Annotated in this window: 20 protein-coding genes; 7 read left to right on the top strand and 13 right to left on the bottom strand. The window is 35.5% G+C overall.

Annotated features, from left to right (window positions below):
* Positions 1 to 7: 7 nt before the first annotated feature.
* The 5 genes from AC5YGI_RS10410 to AC5YGI_RS10390 all read right to left on the bottom strand — a co-directional run bounded on the left by AC5YGI_RS10410 (position 8) and on the right by AC5YGI_RS10390 (position 6,081).
* The gene (locus tag AC5YGI_RS10410) at positions 8 to 1,360 is read right to left on the bottom strand and encodes a TolC family protein (RefSeq protein ID WP_137905618.1); all 1,353 of its coding nucleotides are present in this window, start codon (positions 1,358 to 1,360) and stop codon (positions 8 to 10) included.
* An 89-nt stretch (positions 1,361 to 1,449) separates the two neighbouring features.
* The gene (locus AC5YGI_RS10405; RefSeq protein WP_227943757.1) at positions 1,450 to 2,043 is read right to left on the bottom strand and encodes a TetR/AcrR family transcriptional regulator; all 594 of its coding nucleotides are present in this window, start codon (positions 2,041 to 2,043) and stop codon (positions 1,450 to 1,452) included.
* 367 nt (positions 2,044 to 2,410) lie between these two features.
* A complete protein-coding gene (locus AC5YGI_RS10400) occupies positions 2,411 to 4,978 on the bottom strand; it encodes a hypothetical protein (RefSeq protein WP_496168241.1) in 2,568 nt (855 codons plus the stop codon).
* A gap of 23 nt (positions 4,979 to 5,001) precedes the next feature.
* Positions 5,002 to 5,730, bottom strand: a complete 729-nt coding sequence (locus tag AC5YGI_RS10395) for a GLPGLI family protein (protein WP_330746615.1) — start codon at positions 5,728 to 5,730, stop codon at positions 5,002 to 5,004.
* 66 nt (positions 5,731 to 5,796) lie between these two features.
* Positions 5,797 to 6,081 carry a hypothetical protein gene (locus AC5YGI_RS10390; RefSeq protein WP_330746616.1) on the bottom strand — a complete coding sequence of 95 codons (285 nt, stop codon included), beginning with the start codon at positions 6,079 to 6,081 and terminating at the stop codon, positions 5,797 to 5,799.
* Positions 6,082 to 6,226: 145 nt separating this feature from the next.
* On the opposite strand from AC5YGI_RS10390, the gene AC5YGI_RS10385 reads away from it, so the two are divergent.
* The gene (locus AC5YGI_RS10385) at positions 6,227 to 6,619 is read left to right on the top strand and encodes a helix-turn-helix domain-containing protein (RefSeq protein ID WP_330746617.1); all 393 of its coding nucleotides are present in this window, start codon (positions 6,227 to 6,229) and stop codon (positions 6,617 to 6,619) included.
* A gap of 32 nt (positions 6,620 to 6,651) precedes the next feature.
* Here AC5YGI_RS10385 and AC5YGI_RS10380 read toward each other — a convergent pair whose 3' ends face one another.
* Positions 6,652 to 7,476: a CvfB family protein gene (locus AC5YGI_RS10380; protein WP_202838803.1), complete on the bottom strand. Its 825-nt coding sequence runs from the start codon at positions 7,474 to 7,476 to the stop codon at positions 6,652 to 6,654.
* A 134-nt stretch (positions 7,477 to 7,610) separates the two neighbouring features.
* On the opposite strand from AC5YGI_RS10380, the gene AC5YGI_RS10375 reads away from it, so the two are divergent.
* The gene (locus tag AC5YGI_RS10375; RefSeq protein WP_330746618.1) at positions 7,611 to 8,057 is read left to right on the top strand and encodes a hypothetical protein; all 447 of its coding nucleotides are present in this window, start codon (positions 7,611 to 7,613) and stop codon (positions 8,055 to 8,057) included.
* Between the two features lie 139 nt (positions 8,058 to 8,196).
* Here AC5YGI_RS10375 and lpdA read toward each other — a convergent pair whose 3' ends face one another.
* The 6 genes from lpdA to recQ form a co-directional block, all read right to left on the bottom strand.
* Complete coding sequence (gene lpdA / locus AC5YGI_RS10370; RefSeq protein WP_047429636.1) at positions 8,197 to 9,600, bottom strand: dihydrolipoyl dehydrogenase; 1,404 nt, start codon at positions 9,598 to 9,600, stop codon at positions 8,197 to 8,199.
* A gap of 121 nt (positions 9,601 to 9,721) precedes the next feature.
* Entirely contained in the window at positions 9,722 to 10,048 is a 327-nt protein-coding gene (locus AC5YGI_RS10365; RefSeq protein ID WP_330746619.1) for a hypothetical protein, read from the bottom strand.
* 64 nt (positions 10,049 to 10,112) lie between these two features.
* Positions 10,113 to 10,460 carry a hypothetical protein gene (locus AC5YGI_RS10360; protein WP_496168237.1) on the bottom strand — a complete coding sequence of 116 codons (348 nt, stop codon included), beginning with the start codon at positions 10,458 to 10,460 and terminating at the stop codon, positions 10,113 to 10,115.
* 76 nt (positions 10,461 to 10,536) lie between these two features.
* Entirely contained in the window at positions 10,537 to 11,619 is a 1,083-nt protein-coding gene (locus AC5YGI_RS10355; protein WP_330746621.1) for a glycosyltransferase, read from the bottom strand.
* A 10-nt stretch (positions 11,620 to 11,629) separates the two neighbouring features.
* Positions 11,630 to 12,184 carry a hypothetical protein gene (locus tag AC5YGI_RS10350; protein WP_330746622.1) on the bottom strand — a complete coding sequence of 185 codons (555 nt, stop codon included), beginning with the start codon at positions 12,182 to 12,184 and terminating at the stop codon, positions 11,630 to 11,632.
* Position 12,185: 1 nt separating this feature from the next.
* Positions 12,186 to 14,390, bottom strand: a complete 2,205-nt coding sequence (gene recQ, locus AC5YGI_RS10345) for a DNA helicase RecQ (RefSeq protein ID WP_496168234.1) — start codon at positions 14,388 to 14,390, stop codon at positions 12,186 to 12,188.
* A 158-nt stretch (positions 14,391 to 14,548) separates the two neighbouring features.
* Here recQ and AC5YGI_RS10340 point away from each other — a divergent pair, with 158 nt between their 5' ends.
* The 5 genes from AC5YGI_RS10340 to AC5YGI_RS10320 all read left to right on the top strand — a co-directional run bounded on the left by AC5YGI_RS10340 (position 14,549) and on the right by AC5YGI_RS10320 (position 23,413).
* Positions 14,549 to 15,508 carry a KpsF/GutQ family sugar-phosphate isomerase gene (locus AC5YGI_RS10340; protein ID WP_330746623.1) on the top strand — a complete coding sequence of 320 codons (960 nt, stop codon included), beginning with the start codon at positions 14,549 to 14,551 and terminating at the stop codon, positions 15,506 to 15,508.
* 130 nt (positions 15,509 to 15,638) lie between these two features.
* Positions 15,639 to 16,466, top strand: a complete 828-nt coding sequence (gene tatC / locus AC5YGI_RS10335; RefSeq protein ID WP_330746624.1) for a twin-arginine translocase subunit TatC — start codon at positions 15,639 to 15,641, stop codon at positions 16,464 to 16,466.
* A 227-nt stretch (positions 16,467 to 16,693) separates the two neighbouring features.
* Complete coding sequence (locus tag AC5YGI_RS10330) at positions 16,694 to 19,654, top strand: reprolysin-like metallopeptidase (protein ID WP_330746625.1); 2,961 nt, start codon at positions 16,694 to 16,696, stop codon at positions 19,652 to 19,654.
* Positions 19,655 to 19,789: 135 nt separating this feature from the next.
* Positions 19,790 to 21,421 carry a M1 family metallopeptidase gene (locus tag AC5YGI_RS10325; RefSeq protein ID WP_496168232.1) on the top strand — a complete coding sequence of 544 codons (1,632 nt, stop codon included), beginning with the start codon at positions 19,790 to 19,792 and terminating at the stop codon, positions 21,419 to 21,421.
* A gap of 135 nt (positions 21,422 to 21,556) precedes the next feature.
* The gene (locus tag AC5YGI_RS10320; RefSeq protein ID WP_496168231.1) at positions 21,557 to 23,413 is read left to right on the top strand and encodes a M61 family metallopeptidase; all 1,857 of its coding nucleotides are present in this window, start codon (positions 21,557 to 21,559) and stop codon (positions 23,411 to 23,413) included.
* Between the two features lie 137 nt (positions 23,414 to 23,550).
* Here the strand turns inward: AC5YGI_RS10320 and AC5YGI_RS10315 are convergent, their stop codons facing one another.
* Positions 23,551 to 24,720, bottom strand: a complete 1,170-nt coding sequence (locus AC5YGI_RS10315; protein WP_330746628.1) for a sensor histidine kinase — start codon at positions 24,718 to 24,720, stop codon at positions 23,551 to 23,553.

Genomic DNA, 24,720 nt, shown 5'->3' with positions numbered 1-24,720 from the left:
TAGTTTATTATAAGTTTTGTAGTGTGTTTAGTTCACCCTTAGCTTTTATCAGCTTGATCTCTGCCTGTTTATAATCCAGCAATGCATTAGAATAGTTCTGTTTTGCCTGCGTAAGAGCATTTTCAGAATCCAGCACTTCCGTAAGTGTTGCCAGTCCATACTGATAGTTTGACTGGGTATTTTTCTGAACTCTTTCCGCCAATCCTACATTATCTTTCATGCTTTCGAGATTGATCAATGCATTTTCCATATTGGTAACGGCATTTTTATAATCTAAACTTAAGCTCAGCTGAGTGTTTTCAATATCAACATCAAGATCCTGAATATCTATTTCTGCCTGGTTGATCTTCGCTTTGGTAGCCCCACCTGTGAAAATAGGAATATTGACATTTAAACCAATTGCTGAAAAATCGCTCCAGAGAACACCTTTACTAAGGCCATTGGTCAATGGGAATTTGGCTCCGTTGGCTCCCCATCCGTAGTTCGCTGTTAGATTTACTGATGGATAAAGATAAGCTTCAGTCGCTTTTTTATTGAAAACCAAAAGTTCCCTGTTTTTATTTAAAACTTTAAGCTCCGTACGATCATTAAGATTTACGTTGCTCGCAATCAATTCAGGTTTTGGTTCGATTTCTTTTTCTTCAAGCTCGATGTCTGTAGAAATCGGGATTCCCATATAAAACTTAAGGGCATTTTTTGAAAGCTCCACAGAATTGATTAAAGCCTGCTTGTTGGAACCGATATTGGTAAGCTGAACATTGGTTCTGTCCAAATCGATTGCTTTTGCCAGACCGTTATCAACCAGACTTTTAATAACATTTCTTACTTTTTCAGTGTTGGCATAGCTAGCTGTTACCGTTTTAAGGTTTTCCTCCTGTACGAACACCTGATAATAAGCTGTTGCAACATTTTCAATAATCTGTTCATTGGTTAACTGAGCATTCAGTACATAAAACTCTCTTGTTGACTTTGCAGCTTTCAATCCTGTAAATACTCTCTGATCAAAAATCGCCTGCTGAAGCTGTACAGAAGCTGTTGAACCCCACGGCTGCCCAAACTGAGCTCTGATCTTCTCTCCTCCAAATTCCAGCAAAGATTCCTGAATAATCGGATTATAGGTTAAACCTGCCGTCGCAGTGACCTGAGGAAGGGCACCGGCTCTGGCTTCATCAATCTTGTATTCGGCTTTTTTCACCTGTAAAGCAGCTTTTTTAGCTTCTGCTTTATTTTGAAGTGCCTGTTTAATTGCTTCCTGCAGGGAAACCTGCTGCTGGGCAGACATCAGTGTTGAGCCGAAAATCATAAATGCTGAAGCTATCCCAATTTTTAGCTTTGTAGCAGTTATACGTTTTCTATTCATAATTTTATACTTCGTTTATTTTTTATTTAATTTTCATTCATTATTTATTTCTATTTGACGAATCATTTTCAGAAATACTTTAGTTTTTTTTAGTTTTTGAACAACATATTGATAATAATCTCTCTTCTTTCAGAAATAATTTTATCATATTCTTCATCATTAATTAATAAATTCTCCATGAATAATGGTCTTATAGCGCTTGGGAATACCAACAGCGAAACCATATTCAGAATAAACTGAACCGGTGCCATTTTCTCAATATTTCCCAATTCCATTTCTTTTTCAATATCCTTGTACATGTCGTTCAGGATATCCTCTTCAATCTCTCTGTGATGGCAGGTTCCTTTATTGATCTGTGACACAATATACGTTTCCAGATACGGATATTGAAGGCTTGTGGAAAGACTGCTTTCTATGAATTTGCTGATCTTCTCTTTAAAAGGAAGAGCTGAATTCTGAATAATCTTCGACTTTTCCTGTTCTACTCTTTGTGCTTCATCAAAGATGATCTGGATTAGCTTATCTCTTGAACGGAAATAATAATTAATAAGGGTTCTGTTCACTCCTGCTTCATCTGCAATCTCCTGCGTAGTAGCATCAAACTTTCCTTTCACAAAGAATAAATTCTTCGCTGTCTCCTTGATCAATTCCTGTGTTTGGTCTTTTTTTGCTTGATTTGACATTTTTGTTAAACAAATTTGTGCAAATTTATACTAAAAATTATTTTTGACAAAATTGTTAAACATAAAAATTAAACAAAAATGTCATGACATCCATCATGCCTTCAAATAAAAAGCGAAATAAAAATGTCTAAAAAGAATTTTCTTTTTAGACATAATGATACTAGCTTCTCTTATCGAAGAATCTACAAACGTCGGATACTATTATACTTGCAAGAAACCAGATACTTGTAGCTTCATTGATACTGTCAAGCGTAGTAGAGAAGCTTCAAAAGGAGTGAATACGGCTGATTTACTTTAATAGTTGTAATAAAAAGGATAAGATAGATGATATAAGGGATTTGCTTATATTTATATAATAAAAAATAAATCAGAAATTATATTTAAATCCACCCATAATATATCCGTGTAATGCTATAGTTGAAGTTTCATCCCTTCCTAAAAGTGAAACAGAGCTATTTATATAATTAAATGAGTTCAGATTCAATATATTATTCATAGCCAAATTATATTCTAAGACAGAATTTTCTTTCCTGTATGAAATTTGTCCTCCTAATAGAAAATTCTTTATTATATTTTGTTGCGTTTTTTGAATGAGGTATTCTCCCAGAAAACTTCCAATCCATTCATTTTTTATATTTGTTCGAATTCCTAGAGATAATTTTAAATTCTGTTGACTTGAAGTAGTATTAAAAAGACTTTGATTAAAAAATGATTTGGTATATGTATATCCAAAATCAAATTGTATAGGTATTTCCTTAAAATTCGTTAAGAGCTTTTGTCCTAATTGAAAATTTTTCAAATTAGTCTGATTAGTTTGATGGTTAATAAAATTATTAGTACGACTATATGATCCTGTAAATTTAGATTTGAGCGAGAGAAAATCCCCTAATCTTCTATCATCAGAAACAAGTAAGAACCAACGGTCATTTAAACTGCCCAGAACATTCAAAGTTTCCGAAAACATCCCATAGTTAGATACATCTGATGTAAAATTAGAATTTGCTTTTTCATACATCAACATTGCAAACAAATAATTTCCTTTTTTCAAATTGAAACGAATAAAATTGAATTTGAATGTTTCAGTATTAATCAAAGTTTCTGGAAACAAGGAAACATTACGCATATATGATAAATCACGATTATAATTTTCATCATATAATAATTGGGTAAATTCGGGAGATTTATACTTATTAAAATATTCGAGCGTTAAAGCTGTCTTTGTATTTGACTTTGGCTGAAATTTTATCTTTATTTTTTTTTCAAAGTAGTGTTTCTCACTCTGATTAAAATTGAGAAAATGAGAACTAATTGCTCCAAAAAAATCAAAGCTGCCCAAATTTTTTTGAGTAAAAATTTCATTTAAAAAATGATAAGTTTTAAGTTTCCTCGCTTCTGATTTATTGGTAAAAGCTTCTAATAATAACGCATTTTCATTTTTATTAGAATATCCTGAACGAAAATTAACCGTAATAAATTTGAAATCATTTTTCAGAAAAAAGTCCAAAGCATACTTTTTAGAATCTGTGTCTAAAATCTGTGCTAATTTATTAAATGAATTTTGAAAAATATTTTCTATGGAATTTATATCTAATGTTGATTTATAATTATTTTGTTGTTGTAAAAAAGCAAGGATTATTTTAGAACTATTAATTTTTTTGTTCCAAGAAAGAAAATTCCCAAATGTTGTACCTCTAACAGTATTTTCAATATCAAAAATACTGTTTTTAAGAAATGTATTTCTATTTATATCTTGGTCGAAGTTATCTTCCGATGGATTATATCCAAAACTGTAATAAAAAAAACTGCTGTCTGAAAAAGTTTTTTTTACTTTGATTTGAGTTGTTCCAAAATATCCATTATTTTTTTCCAAACGACTTTCATAGAAATTATAGTTTGTTGGTTGCTCTGGAAATGCTGTCCTATTAATTGTTGAGAGTTTCTCTAATTTTGAGCGATCAAAAATTGAAAATGCAGTTACAGATACTTTCTTTCCAGATTTTGAGTATTGCAAAGCTCCAAATTGATTATCTTTTGATTTAACTTTTCCATCATTATTCAAAAAAGTAGGAGTATCTATACCTGTTCCTCCATCTATATTAACTGCTTCTTCCTGTTTATTCATGTCATAAAAATCCATTATTCCTATGGGATCTTTTGCAATGGAATTGACATCTGTAATTAAAGCAAAATTTCCAACCTTACTAAATTTGAATAGATTGGCATGAGCAAGATAACTATTTTTATTTCCATAATTGGCTTCAATGTTCCCTGTAATTCTTTCTTTATATTCATCTTTAAGTTTTAAGTTCAATGCGGTAGATTGATTTCCACTAACTGTTGTATAGTTCTGCCAAAAATCAATGCCCTCAATCATATCAGCAGAAATATTTTGTGTAGACATTGTATGATTTCTTCCAAAAAGTTCGTTTCCATCAATCAAAACTTGTCCTACAATATCTCCATTATGGGTTACTTTTCCATTTTCATTGATCTCTAATCCTGGTAATTTTTTGATCAGATCTTCTACGGTTCTTTCAGTTCCATCTTTAATTGCCTTAATATTGTACGAAATAGTATCACCCTTTGCAGTTGCAATCTTGGGCCGTGATTTTATTTCTACCTCTTTTATCTCTGTGATCTGTTGCTCCAACGTAATTTCAAAATCTGACTTTTCCGATATATTAATTTCTACAAATTTTGTTTTGTAGAGTAATGAAGTAAATTTTAAAGTATAAACTCCTTTTGTCGAGATATTAATATTACAAATTCCTTGTAAATCAGTTTTTTTGAATTGCAATGTTCGTCCATTTTGTTGAAGTTGGACATTGATGTTATCAAGTTGTTTTCCTTGCTGGTCAACAACCTTTATCAAAATATTTTGTGAAAAGTACACACCGAATAAAAAAAGAAATAACAATGTAACAACATCTTTCATACTTTTTAATATTCAATTTAATTCTACTTAGAATTTTGCATTTTTTGTTTAAATGCATCTAAATTTTCTCTTCCATTCTTTCTCATTTTATCCCTGCCTTCTTTTATTTTTGTCTCCAATTCTAGTCCTTTATAGACAGAAAGCTTGGAGTCCATTTTTTTTATTTCGTGTTCTTTACAATCTTTGGAAATATGAGTGGCATAACACAAATATTTAGAATTTTCAACTTTCAAAACCAAACCTGGCAGGCTGTTAAAATTATAGGGTCCTGCAGACACTGGAATTTCCTCAGTATACCATACTTTACTGATAGTATTACCTGTTTTGACAATTGCTAGTTTACAGAGATAATTTTCAATAGTCAGATTTTCATCCTTATATTCAATCTCAGAGCTGCTGTCTGGATAATATCCATAGAATTCCTCAACTCTGTAATCGTTTAACTGATAATAACTGTTTTGGTTTTTAAATTTAAAGTATTCCTTTTTTTGTTTTTTATTTATGTTTTTTTCATCCGATACTAGTTCTGTAAAATAAGAATTTCCCTCATAATAGTAGAGAATACAAAACTCGGGGCGCTTTTTTAGCTGTTCTATTTTTTTCAGCATTTGATCTTTCATTTCATCAGATAACTTTGCGCCTCCCCAGGAAACATTAGTTTGATGAATAACTTCGTAGTTTACTTTTAATTTTTCCTGTGAATGGATAAATATTGAAAAAAAGAATAAAAAGAATATAAAAGATTTATACATTTCAAAATAAATTTAGAAAGATAAGAGACTTAAATAAGCCTCTTATCAAATTAAGTATAGTACTAATTAGTACCAAATATAGAGGCTAACTTCAGCATTGTCACATTCATAACTTATCTCCATTGACCCTTGATACTCTAATTCTCCATCAACTTCATCAAAAAAAGCATGAATATCCGTACAAGTTGCTTTTAATAAATCTTCTTCAATAGAATTGATTTGATGAGCTTTTACAACTTGCTTTACTTCTTTTGCTGTTGTAGTTTTTACTTCATTTTTTTGCACATTATCTTTGGCGAAGCCTAAAGTCGCTCCTGTGAATAATAACGCAGTAAATAATTTTTTTTTCATAAAATGAATTTTAATTTGTAATAATTTAATACACTAAAAAAACATTTGTGCACTTGTGTTTTTCATAATCTAAACTAAACATATTGCTCAATGCAGAGAAATACTTTTAGTGAAAAATCTATACTTTTGAGAAAAATAAATACAAATGATGGAAATTGAAAAAATTATTGAGAAAATTGCCCAACAAAGGAGTAAAAAAGGCTATACTTTTGAAAACATGGCTGATGAGTTAGACATAACTCCAGCAGCTTACCGTAAAATAGAGACAGGCGAAACCAAACTAAGTGTAGAAAGATTAATAAAAATTTCTAAAATTCTTGAAGAAGACTTATTTAACTTTCTAAATGTCAATAGAAATACAACCCATAGTCTGACTAATGAAGGCAACAGTAGTTGTGGTTATGCTGAAGCTATTAATAATGACTACAAAGAGATAATTAAAGATATTAAAGAAGCCTATGACAAACTCATCCAGTCAAAAGACGACCAGATAGTCATGCTAAAAGAACAAATTTCATTTTTGAAAGAAAAAAAATAAAAACGGACAGAAATTTCTGCCCGTTTTTTGTTTTATAATAATTTGATTTTATCGTCTGAGATATCGATGATCTTATCTTTATAAAGTCCTCCGATTGCTTTCTTGAAGTTTTTCTTACTCATCTGAAGCTCATCTTTAATCTCTTCAGGAGAAGATTTATCGGATACATACAAAAGTCCGTAATTTTCTTCCAGTTTGTTCAGAATCTTTTGTTTGAACTCATCAATATTTTCAAAACCTTCCGGCTGTAAAGAAACATCTATTTTACCGTCTTCACGGATCGCTTTGATGTATCCTGTTTCTTCTGACAATGGATACAGCTTTTTGAAAACATCGGAAGCATAGATCAAACCAATGTATTTTTTGTTGATGATCACATTCCAGCCCAGTTCACTTTCGTTCATCATAATCAGATCTACTTTGTCTCCTTTTTTGAACGGAAGATCATCATACTGAGGATTTCTTTTGAATTTTGTAGTACCTGTAATCAGTTCCATATCTTCATCTACATAGATATATACCAGATATCTTTTTCCTTCAATGATTTTGGTTTTCTGCTGTTTGTAAGGAATAAATAAATCTTTAATGATTCCCCAATCCATAAAAGCTCCGCTAGGAAGGCTTTGTACACAGCTCATTACTGCAAATTCACCTACTTCAGCCAAAGGAATTTCAGTGGTTGCTTTTAATTTATCGTCATCCTGATATACAAAAACTTCAACTTCTTCACCTGTTTCTTTTTCTTCCTGAATAAAGATTTTAGGCAGAAAAGCCTTCTCACCGGATTCATCTACGAGGATCCATCCTGAATTAATTTTTTCTGAAATTGTTAAAGTTTGAGTTTTTCCGAGTTGCATTGATGATAAAATTAGCTGACAAAGGTACGGAAATTTGAAGATGCTAACCTAGTCAATGCTATTATAATTCTTTAAAGGTCCATCTTCATCTTTTGTAAAGCCTCTGAAACCTTTATATTTGAACAAAAATAATCATGAGAAAATTGATAATACTACCTCTTATTTTTTTAACGTTTTTTTCAAATGCTCAGCTGCTGGAAAAAACAGCATTGGGTATTTCCTATCGTTATACCGGAAGAAATGTTCTTCAGGCAGGATTGGAATACAGATTAGGAAATAATTATGTAGGTTCTATTATCCTTGGCCCTTCTTTACTTTATACCCATGTTAATGATAAAGATAAATTTATTCCTGAGATCAATGTCAATATTCTTCGTGCCGGGCTTTTGATCGGAGTCTCTGCTAATCCCTATTCATTGGAACCGAGAATAGGTTTTTCCTTATTTAATGCGGTATTTCTCAATACAGGATATGCTTTTCCCATTCATAAAGAAAAATATTTTAAAGGGATAACCTTTGGGATCCAGTTCAACATTGCACCAAAAGATTCTAAGTTTTATGACCATCTGAAAATGATGTAAACAGTTATTGGCTTATAGATGATTTTTTTTTCCAAACCAGGTTTCGTTCTTTACAGCAAAAATCTATAAAAAAGGCTGTCTCCAAAAGAAACAGCCTTTAATTTTAAATATTTAAATGATTAAATCTTTTAATCAGATATTACATATGAATAGGTCTTTTTGCTGTAGCATCCAATGCAGCTTCTTTGATAGCTTCTGCATAGGTTGGGTGAGCGTGAGAACTTCTTGCGATGTCTTCAGCGCTTGCACGGAACTCCATAGCAATTACTCCTTCTGCAATAAGGTCAGCAGCTCTTGCTCCTACGATGTGCATTCCTAAAACCTCATCAGTTTTTTCGTCTGCAATAATCTTCACAAGACCGTCGATATCACCACTTGCACGGCTTCTACCTAAAGCTCTCATCGGGAAAGATCCTACTTTGTAAGCAACACCTTCTTCTTTTAGCTGCTCTTCAGTTTTACCAACTCCAGCAACTTCCGGCCATGTGTACACAACACCAGGAATCAGGTTATAGTTGATGTGAGGTTTTTGTCCTGCCAATGTTTCAGCAACGAAAACTCCTTCTTCTTCAGCTTTGTGAGCAAGCATAGCCCCTTTGATAACGTCACCGATCGCATAGATATTAGCAACATTAGTCTGCAGGTGATCGTTTACTTTTACTCTTCCTCTTTCGTCAAGCTCTACACCTGCCTTTTCAAGACCAAGACCGTCTGTGTAAGGTTTTCTACCTACAGAAACCAAACAGTAATCTCCTTCTACAACTACTTCTTCACCTTTTTTATCTTTAGCCGTGATCTTTACAGTATCTCCGTTTCTTTCAACTGCAGAAACCGCAGTAGAAAGCATAAACTTCATTCCTTGTTTTTTAAGAACTTTAGTCAATTCTTTGCTTAAAGCTCCATCCATTCCAGGGATGATTTTATCCATAAATTCAACAACCGTTACCTGAGCTCCCAATCTTAGGTATACAGAACCTAGTTCAAGACCAATAACTCCACCTCCGATTACAACTAAATGCTTAGGAATTTCTTTAAGGTTTAAAGCTTCCGTAGAAGTAATCACTCTTTCTTTGTCTAAAGAGATGAAAGGCAGTGTAGATGGTTTAGAACCTGTTGCAATAATGGTATATTTAGACTCGATCGTTTCTGAAGAACCGTCGTTTTTAGTCACTTTAATCTGAGTAGCAGATTCGAAGCTTCCTACTCCTTCAAAAACAGTAATCTGATTTTTGTTCATCAGGTAGCTGATTCCGTCAGTATTCTGCTTGATCACTTCGTTTTTACGTTCGATCATTCTGGCAATATCCGCTTGCGGCTCGTTGATGATGATTCCGTGACCTGCAAAATTGTGTTTTGCATTTTCGAAATGCTCAGAGCTGTCAAGAAGTGCTTTTGACGGAATACATCCAACGTTAAGACAAGTTCCGCCTAAAGTTGAATATTTTTCAATAATTGCTGTTTTGAAACCTAACTGTGCTGCACGGATTGCAGCAACATAACCACCGGGACCGGAACCTATTACGGTAACATCGAATTGACTCATGTTATTGTATGAATTTGTTTATTATTATCTATCTTAATTCTCACAAATTTACATATAAATTACCAAGCACCAAAGTGAGTTTTATCAATTTTATTGAATTTCATATTTTAAAAAATAACTTTTATCTATTGGCTTTTATCCAGATAATCACCGCCAAAAAAATTAGAATCATCCCCATTTTAATTCCTCCCAAAACCATCATTATTATCCCTGAAAAAATAACTATGATTCCTGCTATATATAACATGATACTGATAACAGAACGATATTTATTTTTTTTCTTTAACATCTCCTGCTTATCAGTATGGATACCTTTCATTACTTCATCTACAACTTGTTGGTTGTAGCCTTCCTGAAGAATTAACCGATAAATATATTTTTCACTATAATTTTCGGCTACGTAGCTATTATATTTATTAAATATTTCTCTTTTTAATTCGTCATTCATGGTTAAATATGGTTAATTGGTAAAGTAAATTTCTATTTTTTTCTACATATTTTGTAAAGAGCTGCTAATCCAACCTCAGACTTCCTTGTCCAATGGTTCCCGTACTGTCAAAAAATGAGCCTCCATAGACATACCATTCAAGGCTTTCCAAATATTCCACTGCGTTTTCAGGAGTAATGTGAGGGCGGTCTTTTTTCGAAACAATGCCTTTGTACCATCTTCCTGATTTGGAATAATGCTCATATTCCACAAAATAATGAATCCAGATTCTCTGGCACAATTTGCACTGTTGGATAGACACTTCTCCATATCTTCCGTTGGTATGATCGATCCCTAATTCTGAACTCCTGAACTCCGTATAATGGAAATCAGGTTTCTCACAGGCACATCCTAATTTTTGGATTTTATTCATGAATAAAATGGGTTTTCAGATAAAATTGACAGCCCCAAAAGTAAGAAATTAACAGTCTATAAAGCAAATGGAGTCATCAGGGTTTGATCAGATCCAATAAGACCTTTTCATATTTATCCAGAATAATATTTTTTGAGAACCTTGATTTAATGGAATTTTTTACAGCATCCCGATTATAATTGCCCTGAAGTATCCTTACAATCTCCTGGGCAAACCTGTCATGGTTCTCAATATCTGCAATCTCTCCGTTTATATTATGCTGGATAATCTCGTTGATTCCACCGGGACAGTTGTTGGCTAAAGAATAGGTTCCGCACGCACCAGCTTCCAGGAGAACATTCGGGAAGCCTTCGTATCTTGAAGAAAGCACAAATAAATCCGCATATTTCAGATACTGGTAGGGATTTTCCTGTCTGCCGTGAAAGATTACTTTTTTTAATCCTAAGAGTTCCTTGGTCTGTAGCAGCAGATCTTTATCTTTTCCATCACCTAAAATATGAAGCATGATGTTTTCATTTTTAAGCCTTGAAAAAACCTTCAGCAGGTTATCAAATCCTTTTCTGGAAGACAGATTCCCAATGGCCACTACATTTTTATAATTGTATTTGAAGCATTCGGGTTTTAAAGACAAGGCCATTTTATCTTCAATGAAATCAAAGTCTACAGGATTATTGATCTTGACAATTTTTTTCTTTTTAATATTAAAGTTATCGACAAGATCTTTCATCATATCATCACTTTGAGCAATGATTTTCTGATAGTTGTTGTAAAAATTATAGAAAAACTTAATCTCTTTGCGGGTTACATGCTGGGTGACAACATTAGTTTCCCTCGCAATAAATTTCGTTCTTGGAAACAGTTTTATAAACAGGGATAAATAAGCATTTACCTCACCAAAACCTGAAAAGACAATATCCGGTTTTCTTCTGTAGATCTCTCCTAAAATAGGCCTTAATGAATGTCTTATTCTTTCAGTATTGATATCGATAATTTCGACATCTTTTTTCAGAAAATTCAAATATCCGCCTTGTTTACGTAACAGCAAAATCTTAGGCTCAAACCGATCTCTGGAAAGATGATTCGCAATTGTGGTAACAATCCTTTCTGCACCCCCGGTTTCTAAGTCCGGCAGAATAAATATGACAGATATTTTTTTCATCAATGTAAAGTTAGTAAAAAGTTTTGTTAACCTTTAATCCCATTTCGTTAAATAAAGGAATAATTTCGTTAATATTTTCAACACTTAGAAAGGCATATTTATCTTCAGTAAAATTAACACCTCTTCTTTTAAAAAAAGAAAAACTCTCATCATCTTTACCCAAAAAAGTCTCAGGTTCACCAAAAATAATATTACCAAAATGTTTAGTATTCATTTCGGCATTTACTTCCTTTATTTCATTCAATTCCTTATACTTTACAATCTTCCCATTTGCCTTTTCAACAATAGCTATTCTTTGATTTGTAATGACATAATAATTGTTTTTCAGTCTCCAATACTTTACAATCCATCTGAAAAAAGCAACATATAAAGCATTACAAAAAACACCAAATCCTATTATTGAAAAAAGCCAAAAGCTGGAATTTAAACTACTTGTAATGAAAAACATACCTATTGCAAGGTAGAATATAGAAAAAGCTATCCTCAACTTTTCTGTCATATTAAAAAAGAAACTCTTCTTAGGAAGAATTTCTTTTAAAATTATTTCGTTATTGTTTAGAATCATTTTAGTTCGCTACGTCACTGATGAATTTAATTCTCAACATTCGCACTTCTTCATCAGACAGCTCATCCCCGAATTCGTCCAGCAAAACTTTCATGCTGTCGCTTTCAGATTCGTTCATGAATTCCATGAATCCGTCTACAATGTCTTCATCAAAGTTGTCTTCAATATAATAATCGATATTGAGTTTGGTTCCCTGGTAAACGATCCTTTCCATCTCTTTCAGGAGTTCATCCATAGAAAGGTTCTTAGCTCTTGCTATATCTTCAAGATCAATCTTTTTATCAGTGCTCTGGATAATGAAAACTTTATGGCTGGATTTATTGGCCACCTGCTTCAATACCATATCCTGAGTACGTTCGATATTGTTATCTTCTACGTATGTTTTGATGTAGTCTGCGAATTCTTTACCGTATTTTTTGGCTTTTCCTTCTCCTACACCATAGATTTTGGTGATCTCATCTACTGTAATCGGATACTGAACCGTCATATCCTCCAAACTTGGGTCCATAAATACGGTGTATGGTGGAATTCCATGTTTTTTGGCTACTTTCTTTCTTAATTCTTTCAACAGGTTAAAAAGATTCTGATCCAGACCACCTCCGGCCTGCTGCTGTACCTGATCACTCTCAGCTTTCGCCTGGGTAAGATCAAATTCTCTGTCTTCAGCAATTAAAAAAGTATCTTTAGATTTGCCATTCAGAACACTTTTCCCTTTCTCTGTAATTTTTAAAACCCCATAGGTTTCAATATCTTTCTGTAAAAAATTCTGAACAGTCGCCTGTCTTAAAATTGTTTTCCAGTAGTTATCTTTTTCATCCTTTCCAAAGCCAAAGTGAGAACTTTGTTCAAGCTTATAGGATTTCGTCACTGCATTTTCTTTTCCTACAATGACGGATATCAGATCTTTTGATTTGAACTTCTCGCCTGTGTCTTTAATCAGCTCCAACGCCTTTTTTAAATCGCCAGTAGCATCTTTCAATTTTGGTGGATTGGATGAGTTGTCACACATCTTTGCTCCGTCTCCGTTCACAGGATCGAAACTTTCTCCAAAATAATACAGGATATATTGTCTTCTGCTCATGGAAGTTTCGGCATAGCCTACCACTTCATTCAGAAGCTGTAATCCGATTTCTCTTTCAGAAACGGGCTTCTGAGCCAGGAATTTTTCCAGTTTTTCGATATCCTTCGGATCATAGAATGCCAGGCAGTGGCCTTCTCCTCCGTCTCTTCCAGCTCTTCCTGTTTCCTGGTAATAACTTTCCAGTGATTTCGGGAAGTCGTAATGGATCACAAAACGTACATCCGGTTTATCAATTCCCATCCCGAAGGCAATGGTGGCTACAATAACATCTACCTCTTCCATCAGGAATTTATCCTGATTCGCTACTCTCACTTTTTGGTCAAGACCGGCATGATAAGGCAGAGCGTTGATTCCGTTCACCTGCAGGAGCTGGGCAAATTCTTCCACTTTTCTACGGCTCAGGCAGTATACAATTCCTGATTTTCCTTTATGCTGATTGATAAATTTTACGATTTCCTTATCTACATTGATTTTAGGACATACTTCGTAATAGAGATTAGGACGGTTAAAGCTTTCTTTAAACACCAATGCATTGGTCATTCCTAAAGTTTTCTGGATATCATCCTGAACCTTAGGAGTAGCAGTAGCCGTTAAAGCAATCACCGGTACATTGGCGATTTTGTCTATAATCTGTTTCAGATTTCTGTATTCCGGTCTGAAATCATGTCCCCACTCTGAAATACAGTGAGCCTCGTCGATAGCAAAGAAAGAAATTTTCACTTCTTTCAAAAAATCCAGGTAATCATCTTTAATTAATGATTCAGGAGCTACATACAGAAGCTTGGTTTTGCCGCTTTTGATATCGTCAAAAACCTGTTTGGTCTGCGTTTTGTTTAATGATGAATTCAGTACATGTGCTACCCCATCATCAGATGAAAGGCCGTTCACGGCATCTACCTGATTTTTCATCAACGCTATCAGGGGCGAAACTACTATTGCCGTTCCTTCCGAAATAAGAGCCGGAAGCTGGTAACATAATGATTTTCCGCCACCTGTAGGCATTAAAACAAATATATCCTTCCCATTCAATAGGTTATCTATAATCTGTTCCTGCTGGCCCTTAAATGTAGAAAACCCAAAATACTTTTTCAATTCGCCTGATAAATTGGCTTTTTTTGCGCTCATCTAATTTTCTATTGCTAAATTTGCATCTCACCCAAAGTTATAAAAATTCTGCTTAAAATAAAAGCGAACGAATTTATAAAAAATAAAATTTATATTAAATATTCTTTTTAAAATATAACATTTTTTAGGAACTTTTTTGTATACCTTATCATCGTAAAATGGATAGAACCAACATTATATCAATTGCAAAAAGCACTTTAGAAATAGAAATTTCTGAACTTGAAAAATTAAAAAACAGAATTGATGACGAATTTGCCCGTGCAGTAGAGATCATTCATTCAGCAAAAGGGAAGCTCATTGTTGTAGGAATCGGAAAATCGGCACATGTGGGTAACAAAATTGTTGCTACATTAAACTCAACAGGTACGCCTTCACAGTTTTTACATGCTTCGGAAGCGATTCATGGTGATCTTGGAGTTATTCAGAAACAGGACGTGGTTTTGTGTATCTCGAATTCAGGAAATTCTCCGGAAATTGCCAATCTGGTTCCTTATTTAAAAGATTACTCTTCTTCTTTAATTGGAATGACCGGAAACAGATCCAGTAAACTGGCAGAATTTTCCGAAGTTATTCTGGATACTCATGTTGATATCGAAGCCTGCCCGAATAAGCTGGCTCCCACCAGCTCTACTACAATACAAATGGCATTGGGCGATGCGCTGGCTGTTGCTTTAATGGAACTGAATGATTTCAAAGCGAATGATTTTGCCAAATTCCACCCGGGAGGAAGTTTAGGAAAAAACCTGACATCAAAAGTAGAACAGTTCCTTTCTTCCCAAAAGCCTCAGGTTACGGAAGATTCTTCAATAAGAGATGTCATTATTTCCATCAGTGCTTCAAGCCACGGAATCACGGTGGTAACGAATGGAGACCAGATTATTGGCGTTATTACAGACGGAGATTTAAGAAGAATGCTGATGAAAGGAGAAGATATTGGTAAGGTGTCAGCTAAAGATATCATGTCTGCCCGTCCGAGAACAATTGAAAAAGGTGCTTTGGCCAAAGAAGCCATGAAAATTCTGAAAGAAAATAACATTGGTCAGCTTGTTGTTACAGAAAACGGGAAGTATTTCGGAATTATCGATCTGCATAAACTGTTAGACGAAGGGATTAATTAGAACTTATAAATCAGAGCAGATGTTAAACTGAGGGATGATTTTGCAGATTACAAGTAAAATCTAACTAATCATTCACAGACTCTTGCTTCTGTCATTTTTTTTATAAATTTGCGCTTTAAAATTTTATTCTGTGAGTGAAGGTAAAGACATGTCCTTTCTTGGGCATATAGGAGAATTAAGAGGGCACCTGATCCGATCGATTATTGCTATCATAGTTGCCGCTTTTGTGGTAGGCTTTAACATCAACTGGATTATGGACCATATCTTTTTTGGGCCTACCAGAAATGATTTCCCTACCTTCAGACTTGTTAATCATTTTTCAAGAATGATTTTAGGTGAAGACAGTATTCATCTTCCAAAGGACTTTCCTGTTCGCGTACAAAGATTGTATCAGCAGTTTAATGTCATGATGGCTGTTTCAATTTTTGGCGGGATGGTAGCGGCATTTCCTTATATTGTATGGGAACTGTGGCGTTTTATCAGTCCGGCTTTACATCCGAGAGAGAAAAAAAATTCTATTTATATTATTAATGCGGTATGGATGCTTTTTATGACCGGAGTTTTATGCGGTTATTTTTTAATCCTTCCGTTTGCAGTCAATTTCGGGGTTATTTTTAAAATCTCAGATATTATTGTTCCCCTTTATGATTTAAGTGATTATACCACATTATTTTTACAGGTGGTTTTGGGTATGGGTGTTATTTTCCTTTTCCCGATTCTGATCTATTTCCTTACCAGCATCGGAATTCTTACGCCTACGTTCATGAAAACTTACCGTCGCCACGCTATTGTTTTAATTATGGTAGTAGCTGCAATCATTACTCCGGCAGACGTTTTAAGTATGCTGATGGCTGCATTCCCGCTGTTGATTTTATATGAATTCAGCATCATGATGTGTACGTTCACTTATAAAAAAGTACAGAAAAACAACGCAAATCTTCCTGCAGTACAGAAATAAACAGTGTTTTTTACTCATAAAAGCATAAGCGCTACTATTCAGTTGAATAGTAGCGCTTATTTTAGATAAAAATATTAATCTTAATTAGATTTATTCTTAATTTAATTAAAAACAACAATAAAATTCAACCAACAATATAAAGTTTGGAATAATTAACACAGTTATATCAACATTTCTTTTAAAAAAATACGCTATCTTTAAAAACTTTAACAACAATCAATAAAAATATGAAAAAGAAAATTATTTTCGTCTGTGCACTGGCTTTAAGTCTGGGCGGTTTGCAGGCACAACGCTGGGAACCTGTCTCGGAAAAAATTACCCCGATAAGAAAGGAAGTAAAGGTAGAATATGCCTACAAATTTGACCTTTCTGCATTAAGAAATCAACTAAAGGATGCTCCTGAAGCAGGAAAAGGTGGAAACGCTGTAATCGTTTCTATCCCTACAGCAGATGGAAGAATTGAAAGGTTTTCGGTTTACAGTTCACCCGTAGTTGAAAAATCTATGGCAGACCGATACGAATTGGGAGCATATGCCGGTATCGGGTTAGATAATCCACATAAACAAATCCGGTTCAGTACAGCACCTAATGATTTCCAATCTATGACATTCGATACTGATTCAGGAAAATACGAATTCATAGAACCTATTAATAAAGAAAAGGATGTATACGGAGTCTTTTTCAAATCCAACAAATCCCATGAAGACCCTTTCGAATGCAGAACTGCTGAGCCTGAGAAGGCAAAGAAAGAAATGAATAAGCTGCTTAAAACAAAAAACGTTTTAAAGGGTTTAGGGAGCGCTAATAAAAGTAACGAGCAAAAATACAGAACCTACAGAATTGCGATCTCCGTAAACGGTGAATACACGCAACTTGCCGGAAGTGTTCCTGCAGCAGCAGCCCGTATTAACGCTACAATGAACCGTGTAAATGGTGTTTTTGAAAAAGACTTCGGAATCCATATGATTGTGCAGGATCTTCCACAGCTCATATTTCCCAATCCCGCTACGGATCCTTATTCGGATGTAATAACCAATACAAATGGTACCTATAGTGCTCCCGCAGCATGGAACCTTCAGCTTCAGCAAACTCTTACCAATACCGCTGGTGTAGGTAACGCAGCCTATGATATAGGACATTTCTTTGGCCACAGAGGTGGCGGCGGAAGTGCCGGAGATGTAGGAAATGTCTGCAGAAACCCTGCAAACAACAATGATGCTACTTCTAAAGGAGCAGGAATAACTTCTCCTTCTACTCCGGATCAGCCTTTTGGAGATAATTATGATATCGATTTTGTAGCGCATGAGATTGGCCACCAGTTCGGTGCTGCACACACCATGTCTATTGCTTTGCACGGAGCCCACATGGAACCGGGATCAGGATCTTCTATTATGGGATATGCCGGTATTACCAACTATAATGTTCAGATGCATTCTGATGCTTATTTCCATACCAAAAACATTGAAGAAGTAGGAGCCTACGTTAATGCTCAGGACTGTGGAATTATTACGAATGTGGCAAATACACCACCTTCTATTCAGCCAATGGCTAATAAAATGATCCCTAAGGGAACAGCTTTTGTGTTAACAGCTTCTGCAACAGATACACAAAATGATCCGATGACCTATACCTGGGAACAGTATGATCTGGCTACATCTGCTTTTGGTCCGGTAAGTGCAACCAGAAATAATGGTGCGAATTTCAGATCTCTGATGCCTACCACTTCCCCTACCCGTTATTTCCCTAAATTCACCAATGTTCTTAATGGTACTCTTACCAGCCCTACAGACTGGGAAACGGTATCCAATATCCCAAGAACGATGAATTTCAAGGTAACGGTGAGAGATAACAATCCGGATGTTGCACAGCAGCAGACACAGAGCAGCCTGATGAAGGTGGACATAGGAAATGAAGGTCCTTTCAAAGTGACTTCAACCACCGTTTACAATAATACACCGGGAGCTGTTACCTGGGATGTCGTAAACACTAATAATGCTCCATACAATGTTCAGAATGTTAAAATAGATTATACTACAGATAATGGAACGACATGGACAGTTATCAGCCCATCTACTGCCAATGACGGATCTGAACCGTTTTCATTCTCTTCTCTGGCTACAGGTACAGGTGTAAAAATAAGAGTAAGTGCCATTGACAATGTATTCTATGCCATTGGGAATGCCACTGTTTCCGCATCAGCCGGCGCCTGTACAACATCTGCTCCTGCAGGAGTTACGGTAAGTGGTATTACCAGAACATCTGCATCTGTAAACTGGACAGCGTTAATTGGAGCAACGTATTCTGTACAATACAGAAAAGTGGGGACAGCCACATGGACTACTGTTCCTGTTTCAACAAATTCTTATAATATTTCAGGGCTTACAGAAGCTACTCAATATGAAGTACAGGTAGCCAATGTTTGTAGTGCTTCGGTTGGTTCTTATTCAGCTTCAACGAATTTTACCACATTATCTTTTGCTAAATGTTCAATCACCGGAACCAATGCCGCTGACGAGTATATTTCCAATGTTACGGTAACCGGCGCAGGAATGAGCCCCGTTTCAAACACCAGCAGCAACACTCCTTACACAGACTACACTACTGATCCATCGAAACTGATTACCCTTATGTCCGGATCTTCAGGGAATAATATAAGCATCACCAAGGCGTGGACGAGCTCACAGTATAACGATGGAGTAACCGCCTGGATCGATTTCAACAAAGACGGAGTATTCTCTTCTTCTGAAGTAATCTACACCAGCGCACCAAGCATAGCAACACCGGTTTCCGGAACATTCTCCGTACCTGCTGATGCTTATACGGGTGGCAACGTTATTATGAGAGTTGTATTAGGATATGAAAGCCAGCCAAGCAGCGGATGCAGCAACCAGCAGTATGGTGAGGTTGAAGATTATCCGGTATTGATCCAGCAGCAGCTTTCCACCAGTGAGACAGTGAAGGATAAGAGTCCAATTCAGATCTACCCTAACCCGGCAAGTGATGTATTGAATGTAACTGAAATCTCATCTAAAGCTCAGTTTATCATTACGAATATGGCGGGTCAGAAAGTTATGAACGGACCTATTAATGATAATAAAATCTCTGTTTCAAAATTAACGACAGGAACTTATATTATTTCAATTGAAGACAAAGGAACAACTTCAAATCTGAAATTCATCAAAAAATAAAACCTAACCCGTTTTTACAGCCCGGCAATGACCGGGCTTTTTTTATGCCTTCCTAAAATCTGTATTTAATTTGATTTCCGGCATCGGGCTATTAATTTAATTTTATACTTTTGAAAAGATTTAATAACAGTTTACATGAAAAAATTGTCATACACACTCTTATTTGCATCAGGACTGGTTTTCGGACAGTTCTTTGAAAAAGATAAGACTTTCACCAAACAGGATACTTTAAAGGGATCCAATACCGAGTTCAGAAATTTTTGGGATGTCAAAAAATATGACCTTTCCGTAGAACCGGATTTTGAGCAGAAAAGTATCAAAGGAAATAATAAAATCAGTTTTGAGATTATAAAAGATATTACCAATCCTGTATTTCAGATTGACCTTCAGCAGCCTATGAAAGCTGACAAAGTGGAAGGAAACTTTCCTATCGCGAATTACAGACAGGATGGAGACTTTATTTTCATTACAGCGAATAAAAAATTCAAAAAAGGCGAAAAATATACAATTAACGTCATCTATTCCGGAAATCCTACGATTGCTAAAAAGGCGCCATGGGATGGAGGATGGGTTTTCACTAAAGATGAGAAAGGAAATCCATGGATGACTGCTGCTGACGAAGGCATAGGAGCTTCCATATGGCTTCCTACCAAAGATATCTGGAGCGACGAACCTGACAACGGAATCATTATGAAAATTATAACTCCTAATGATCTGGTAGGTGTGGGTAACGGCAGACTCACTGATAAAAAAACAGCCGGAAATAAAACTACTTATACCTGGGAGGTTAAAAATCCCATCAATGCCTACTCCATTATCCCGAGTATAGGAAAATATGTAAATTTTAAAGATGTATTTGAAGGCGAAAAAGGAAAACTGGATCTGGATTACTGGATAATTGACTATAATCTGGATAAGGCAAAAAAACAGTTTCAGCAGGTGAAGCCTATGCTTTCCGCATTTGAATACTGGTTTGGCCCGTATCCGTTTTATGAGGATTCATACAAACTTGTAGAATCTCCTCACCTTGGTATGGAACATCAGAGTAATGTAGCCTACGGAAACAAATATCAGAACGGCTATTTGGGCAGAGATCTTTCCGGGACAGGAGTGGGTCTGAAATGGGATTTCATTATTATTCATGAAAGCGGCCACGAATGGTTCGCCAATAATATCACAGCAAAAGACCAGGCTGATATGTGGATCCATGAAAGTTTCACCAATTATTCCGAGACTCTTTTCACCGAAAAATATATGGACAAGAAATCTGCTGACACCTATGTTCAGGGGATCAGGAAATTGATAGACAATGACATTCCTATCATCGGCCGTTATGGTGTAAGAAATGAAGGCAGCGGAGATATGTACCCGAAAGGGGCCAATATGCTTCACACGATAAGACAGGTTATCCATAATGATGAAAAATTCAGACAGATTTTAAGAGGTTTGAATAAAGATTTTTATCATCAGACGGTTACCACACAACAGGTAGAAAATTACATCTCCTCAAAATCGGGAATCGATTTTTCAACAGTATTTGATCAGTACCTGAGAACAATAAAAATTCCAACCCTTGAGTATGCTCAGGATGGTGATACTTTAAAATTCCGGTATACCGATGTGGTAAAAAACATTAAACTGCCGATAATTATCAATGGTGACCAGGACATAAATCCAACGGAAGAATGGCAGACTGTAAAGCTTAAAAACAGCTCTCCTGTTGAGCTTGACCCTAACTATTATATTAATTATAAAAATATTAAATAAAGAAAAAGGCAGATTTGCAAACCAGCAGATTTGCCTTTCATTTTTTTGACCTTAAAATTTTAAGAAAAGTTTAATACTTTTTCTCGTAACAAATTCAGAAAAAAAGCAACTATTTAACTATTAATTTTAAACCTAATGAGAAAAACAGTACTTAGCCTTGGTATTTTTGCTGCTTTTTTAGCAAATGCGCAGTCTATAAAAACCACTATTGACCTTGTCAATGTAAAAAATGATAAAGTACCCGTTACTATGGAGTTCCCAAAAATGAAATCCGGTGACATCAAATTTCATTTCCCTAAAACAGTTCCGGGCACTTATTCTGTAGACGACTATGGAAGATTCATCGAAGGAATCAAATTTTACGATAATAAAGGAAAAGAGCTTACTTATACTAAAGTAAATGACAATACCTATTCATTGAAAAATGCTCAGGGTCTTTCCAAAATCTCTTATCTTGTGAATGACAGTTTTGATGATGAATTGGATACCTCAAAACATAAAGCCGTATTTTCTCCTTCAGGAACTGATATTGAAGCCGGAAAAGTATATATGATCAATACCCACGGATTTATCGGATATATCGAAAACATGCAGGATGTTCCTTATCAGCTTGTCATTCAGAAACCAACTGATTTCTACGGAACCACAGCACTGGTAGATCAGGATAAATCTGAGAATACAGATACCTTTACTCTTGCCAACTATGCTAAAGTGACAGACTCTCCATTGATGTACACCAAACCGGATTACATTACCTTTAATGCCGGAGGAATGGATCTTGTACTGGGTGTATATTCTCCGACAGGAAAATATAAAGCAGCCGATTTCAAAGAAAATCTTGAAAAAATGGTGGTTGCCCAAAAGAAATTCCTGGGCGATATGAACACGAATAAAAAGTATGCTATCATGCTTTATCTTTCCGGTGGTGACGGACCTAGCATTAAAGGTTTCGGAGCATTGGAACACCACGAATCTACAAGTGTAGTACTGCCTGAAGCAATGCCGAAAGATGCTATTGACAAGACCATTACAGATGTGGTTTCCCACGAGTTTTTCCATACCGTAAACCCTCTGAAAACCCATTCCGAAGAAATTCATTATTTCGATTATGCAGATCCGAAAATGTCTCAGCACTTATGGATGTACGAAGGCGGAACGGAATATTTTGCCAACTTATTCCAGATCCAGGAAGGCCTGATCAGTAAAGATCAGTTCCTTCAGAGAATGGGAGAGAAAATTGCCAATTCCAAGAGCTATGACGATACAATGCCATTTACGGTAATGAGTAAAAATGTATTGGTAGAGCCTTATAAAGATCAGTACAGAAATGTCTATGAGAAAGGAGCTCTTTTAGCCATGTGTTTAGACATCGAGCTTAGAAAATTGTCCAACGGAGAAATGGGATATCGTGATATGATCAGAAAACTGTCTCAGAGATTTGGTGAAAACAAACCTTTCAAAGATGATAAACTGATTGACGAACTGGTAACAATTACCGGATATCCTCAGGTAAAAGAATTCTACAACAAATATATCGCAGGAAACCAGCCAACACCTTATGCACAATATCTGAGCATGGTAGGGGTGGATATTAAAAAGCAGGAAAGCCAGCCTTTGTTCTGGTTTATCAAAGATCCGAACCAGACAGGTTTTGATGAAAAGACCAATGCCTTTGCTTTTGATGAACATTCTGCACTGTCCCCATTTGCAAAAAGCATCGGATTTAAAATCACAGACCAGGTGCTTGCTTTAGATGGAAGAACGGTAGATATCAAAAAGGTACAGGATTTTATCGGATATACCAGAACGATCAAGGACGGACAGGAAGTTACGGTAACCATTCTAAGAGACAATGCCGGCAAAAAAGAGAAAATGACATTGAAAGGAAAAGCAATTCTGGATAAAATGACCATGGAAACACTTTCTTTCAAAGCGAATCCAACACCGGAAGAACTGAAACTTCAGAATCAGTGGCTTACAGGTAAAAAATAAGAGAAAAGCGGGGAAAATTTCCCCGCTTTTTAATTTCTCAAAGTTGAGCTTTTTAAACAAGCCTAAGATTACTTGATGCAAACCTAACAGGTTTTGAAACCTGTTAGGTTTCTTATTTACCTTAATTTCACTGAGAATCAATCCTCTTTTCTGATTGTAATCCTGAAAGTACTTCCCTTTCCTACTTCAGTCTGAGATATTTTGATATCTCCGTTGTGGTATTCATGAATCACTCTTCTTGCCAGTGACAATCCCAATCCCCAGCCTCTTTTTTTGGTAGAATAGCCAGGATTAAAAGCATTTCGTGCCTGCTGTTTGGTCATTCCGCTTCCGTTGTCTTTTACTTCAATGAGAATATTTTTATTTCTTTCAAAAACAGACATGGTGATAGCTCCTTCTCCTTTCATAGCATCTACGGCATTTTTCACCAGATTTTCGATCACCCAGCTCATCAGAATTTTGTTGTGAGGAACCAGAACGGTATACGTAGGAAGATTAAGCGTAAAATTGATCTTTCTGGAAATCCTTGTTTTCAAATAGTCATAATTCTCCTGAATGGTTTCATTAAAATTTCTGTCATTCAGTTCGGGGACAGAACCTATTTTTGAGAATCGCTCTGAGATCGTTCTGAGTCTTTCAATATCTTTTTCTATTTCATGCACTCCTTCCGAATCCGGATTATCAAGCTTCATAATTTCCATCCATCCGATCATGGATGATAAAGGAGTTCCGATCTGATGCGCGGTTTCTTTAGCCAGACCCGCCCAAAGATATCCTTCATCCGTCTTTTTAATGGTCTTGAAAAACCAGAAAGAAAAACCAAAATACAGCAGAATAAACAGCCCTAAAATATAGGGAGAATACCGGAGATTATTAAGCAGACGCGAGTTGTCATAATAGACAAACTGATTATTTCCATCCGGCACTTTGATCTCAATAGGATCATAATTTTTTTCCATATTGCGGATCAGATCCTGCAGTTTTTCAGGACTTTTAATCGTACTTTCAGGAATATTTCTGTAGTATCCGAGGTCAAGAATCGGGTTTTTATATTTATCTGTTACAATGAACGGAATGGTATTGTTAATGTTCAGAATATCCGGCAGCAGATCCAGCACATCAGTATCCGGAGTTTTAACCTCCTGTTGTATTCTTATCGCTTTGGAAAGAAGACTGATCCTTTTGATCTCCTCTTTTCTGAGAAAATTAATAAGCGATGTTGAAGCCACTACAATGGCGATCACCAAAGTAGTCATCACAACAAAAATGATCCAGTTATTCAGTCTGGTGAGGATGGATTTTCTCAA

This window comes from Chryseobacterium sp. CS3K3.1, assembly GCF_059515165.1.
The sequence above is the reverse complement of the archived record's forward strand: the minus strand, read 5'-3'. Positions and strand labels throughout refer to the sequence as shown.

Excerpts from the sequence above, each read along its gene's own strand:
- AC5YGI_RS10410 (WP_137905618.1), bottom strand. The coding sequence starts at position 1,360 with ATGAATAGAAAACGTATAACTGCTACAAAGCTAAAAATTGGGATAGCT.
- AC5YGI_RS10405 (WP_227943757.1), bottom strand. The coding sequence starts at position 2,043 with ATGTCAAATCAAGCAAAAAAAGACCAAACACAGGAATTGATCAAGGAG.
- AC5YGI_RS10400 (WP_496168241.1), bottom strand. The coding sequence starts at position 4,978 with ATGAAAGATGTTGTTACATTGTTATTTCTTTTTTTATTCGGTGTGTAC.
- AC5YGI_RS10395 (WP_330746615.1), bottom strand. The coding sequence starts at position 5,730 with ATGTATAAATCTTTTATATTCTTTTTATTCTTTTTTTCAATATTTATC.
- AC5YGI_RS10390 (WP_330746616.1), bottom strand. The coding sequence starts at position 6,081 with ATGAAAAAAAAATTATTTACTGCGTTATTATTCACAGGAGCGACTTTA.
- AC5YGI_RS10385 (WP_330746617.1), top strand. The coding sequence starts at position 6,227 with ATGATGGAAATTGAAAAAATTATTGAGAAAATTGCCCAACAAAGGAGT.
- AC5YGI_RS10380 (WP_202838803.1), bottom strand. The coding sequence starts at position 7,476 with ATGCAACTCGGAAAAACTCAAACTTTAACAATTTCAGAAAAAATTAAT.
- AC5YGI_RS10375 (WP_330746618.1), top strand. The coding sequence starts at position 7,611 with ATGAGAAAATTGATAATACTACCTCTTATTTTTTTAACGTTTTTTTCA.
- lpdA (WP_047429636.1), bottom strand. The coding sequence starts at position 9,600 with ATGAGTCAATTCGATGTTACCGTAATAGGTTCCGGTCCCGGTGGTTAT.
- AC5YGI_RS10365 (WP_330746619.1), bottom strand. The coding sequence starts at position 10,048 with ATGAATGACGAATTAAAAAGAGAAATATTTAATAAATATAATAGCTAC.
- AC5YGI_RS10360 (WP_496168237.1), bottom strand. The coding sequence starts at position 10,460 with ATGAATAAAATCCAAAAATTAGGATGTGCCTGTGAGAAACCTGATTTC.
- AC5YGI_RS10355 (WP_330746621.1), bottom strand. The coding sequence starts at position 11,619 with ATGAAAAAAATATCTGTCATATTTATTCTGCCGGACTTAGAAACCGGG.
- AC5YGI_RS10350 (WP_330746622.1), bottom strand. The coding sequence starts at position 12,184 with ATGATTCTAAACAATAACGAAATAATTTTAAAAGAAATTCTTCCTAAG.
- recQ (WP_496168234.1), bottom strand. The coding sequence starts at position 14,390 with ATGAGCGCAAAAAAAGCCAATTTATCAGGCGAATTGAAAAAGTATTTT.
- AC5YGI_RS10340 (WP_330746623.1), top strand. The coding sequence starts at position 14,549 with ATGGATAGAACCAACATTATATCAATTGCAAAAAGCACTTTAGAAATA.
- AC5YGI_RS10330 (WP_330746625.1), top strand. The coding sequence starts at position 16,694 with ATGAAAAAGAAAATTATTTTCGTCTGTGCACTGGCTTTAAGTCTGGGC.
- AC5YGI_RS10325 (WP_496168232.1), top strand. The coding sequence starts at position 19,790 with ATGAAAAAATTGTCATACACACTCTTATTTGCATCAGGACTGGTTTTC.
- AC5YGI_RS10320 (WP_496168231.1), top strand. The coding sequence starts at position 21,557 with ATGAGAAAAACAGTACTTAGCCTTGGTATTTTTGCTGCTTTTTTAGCA.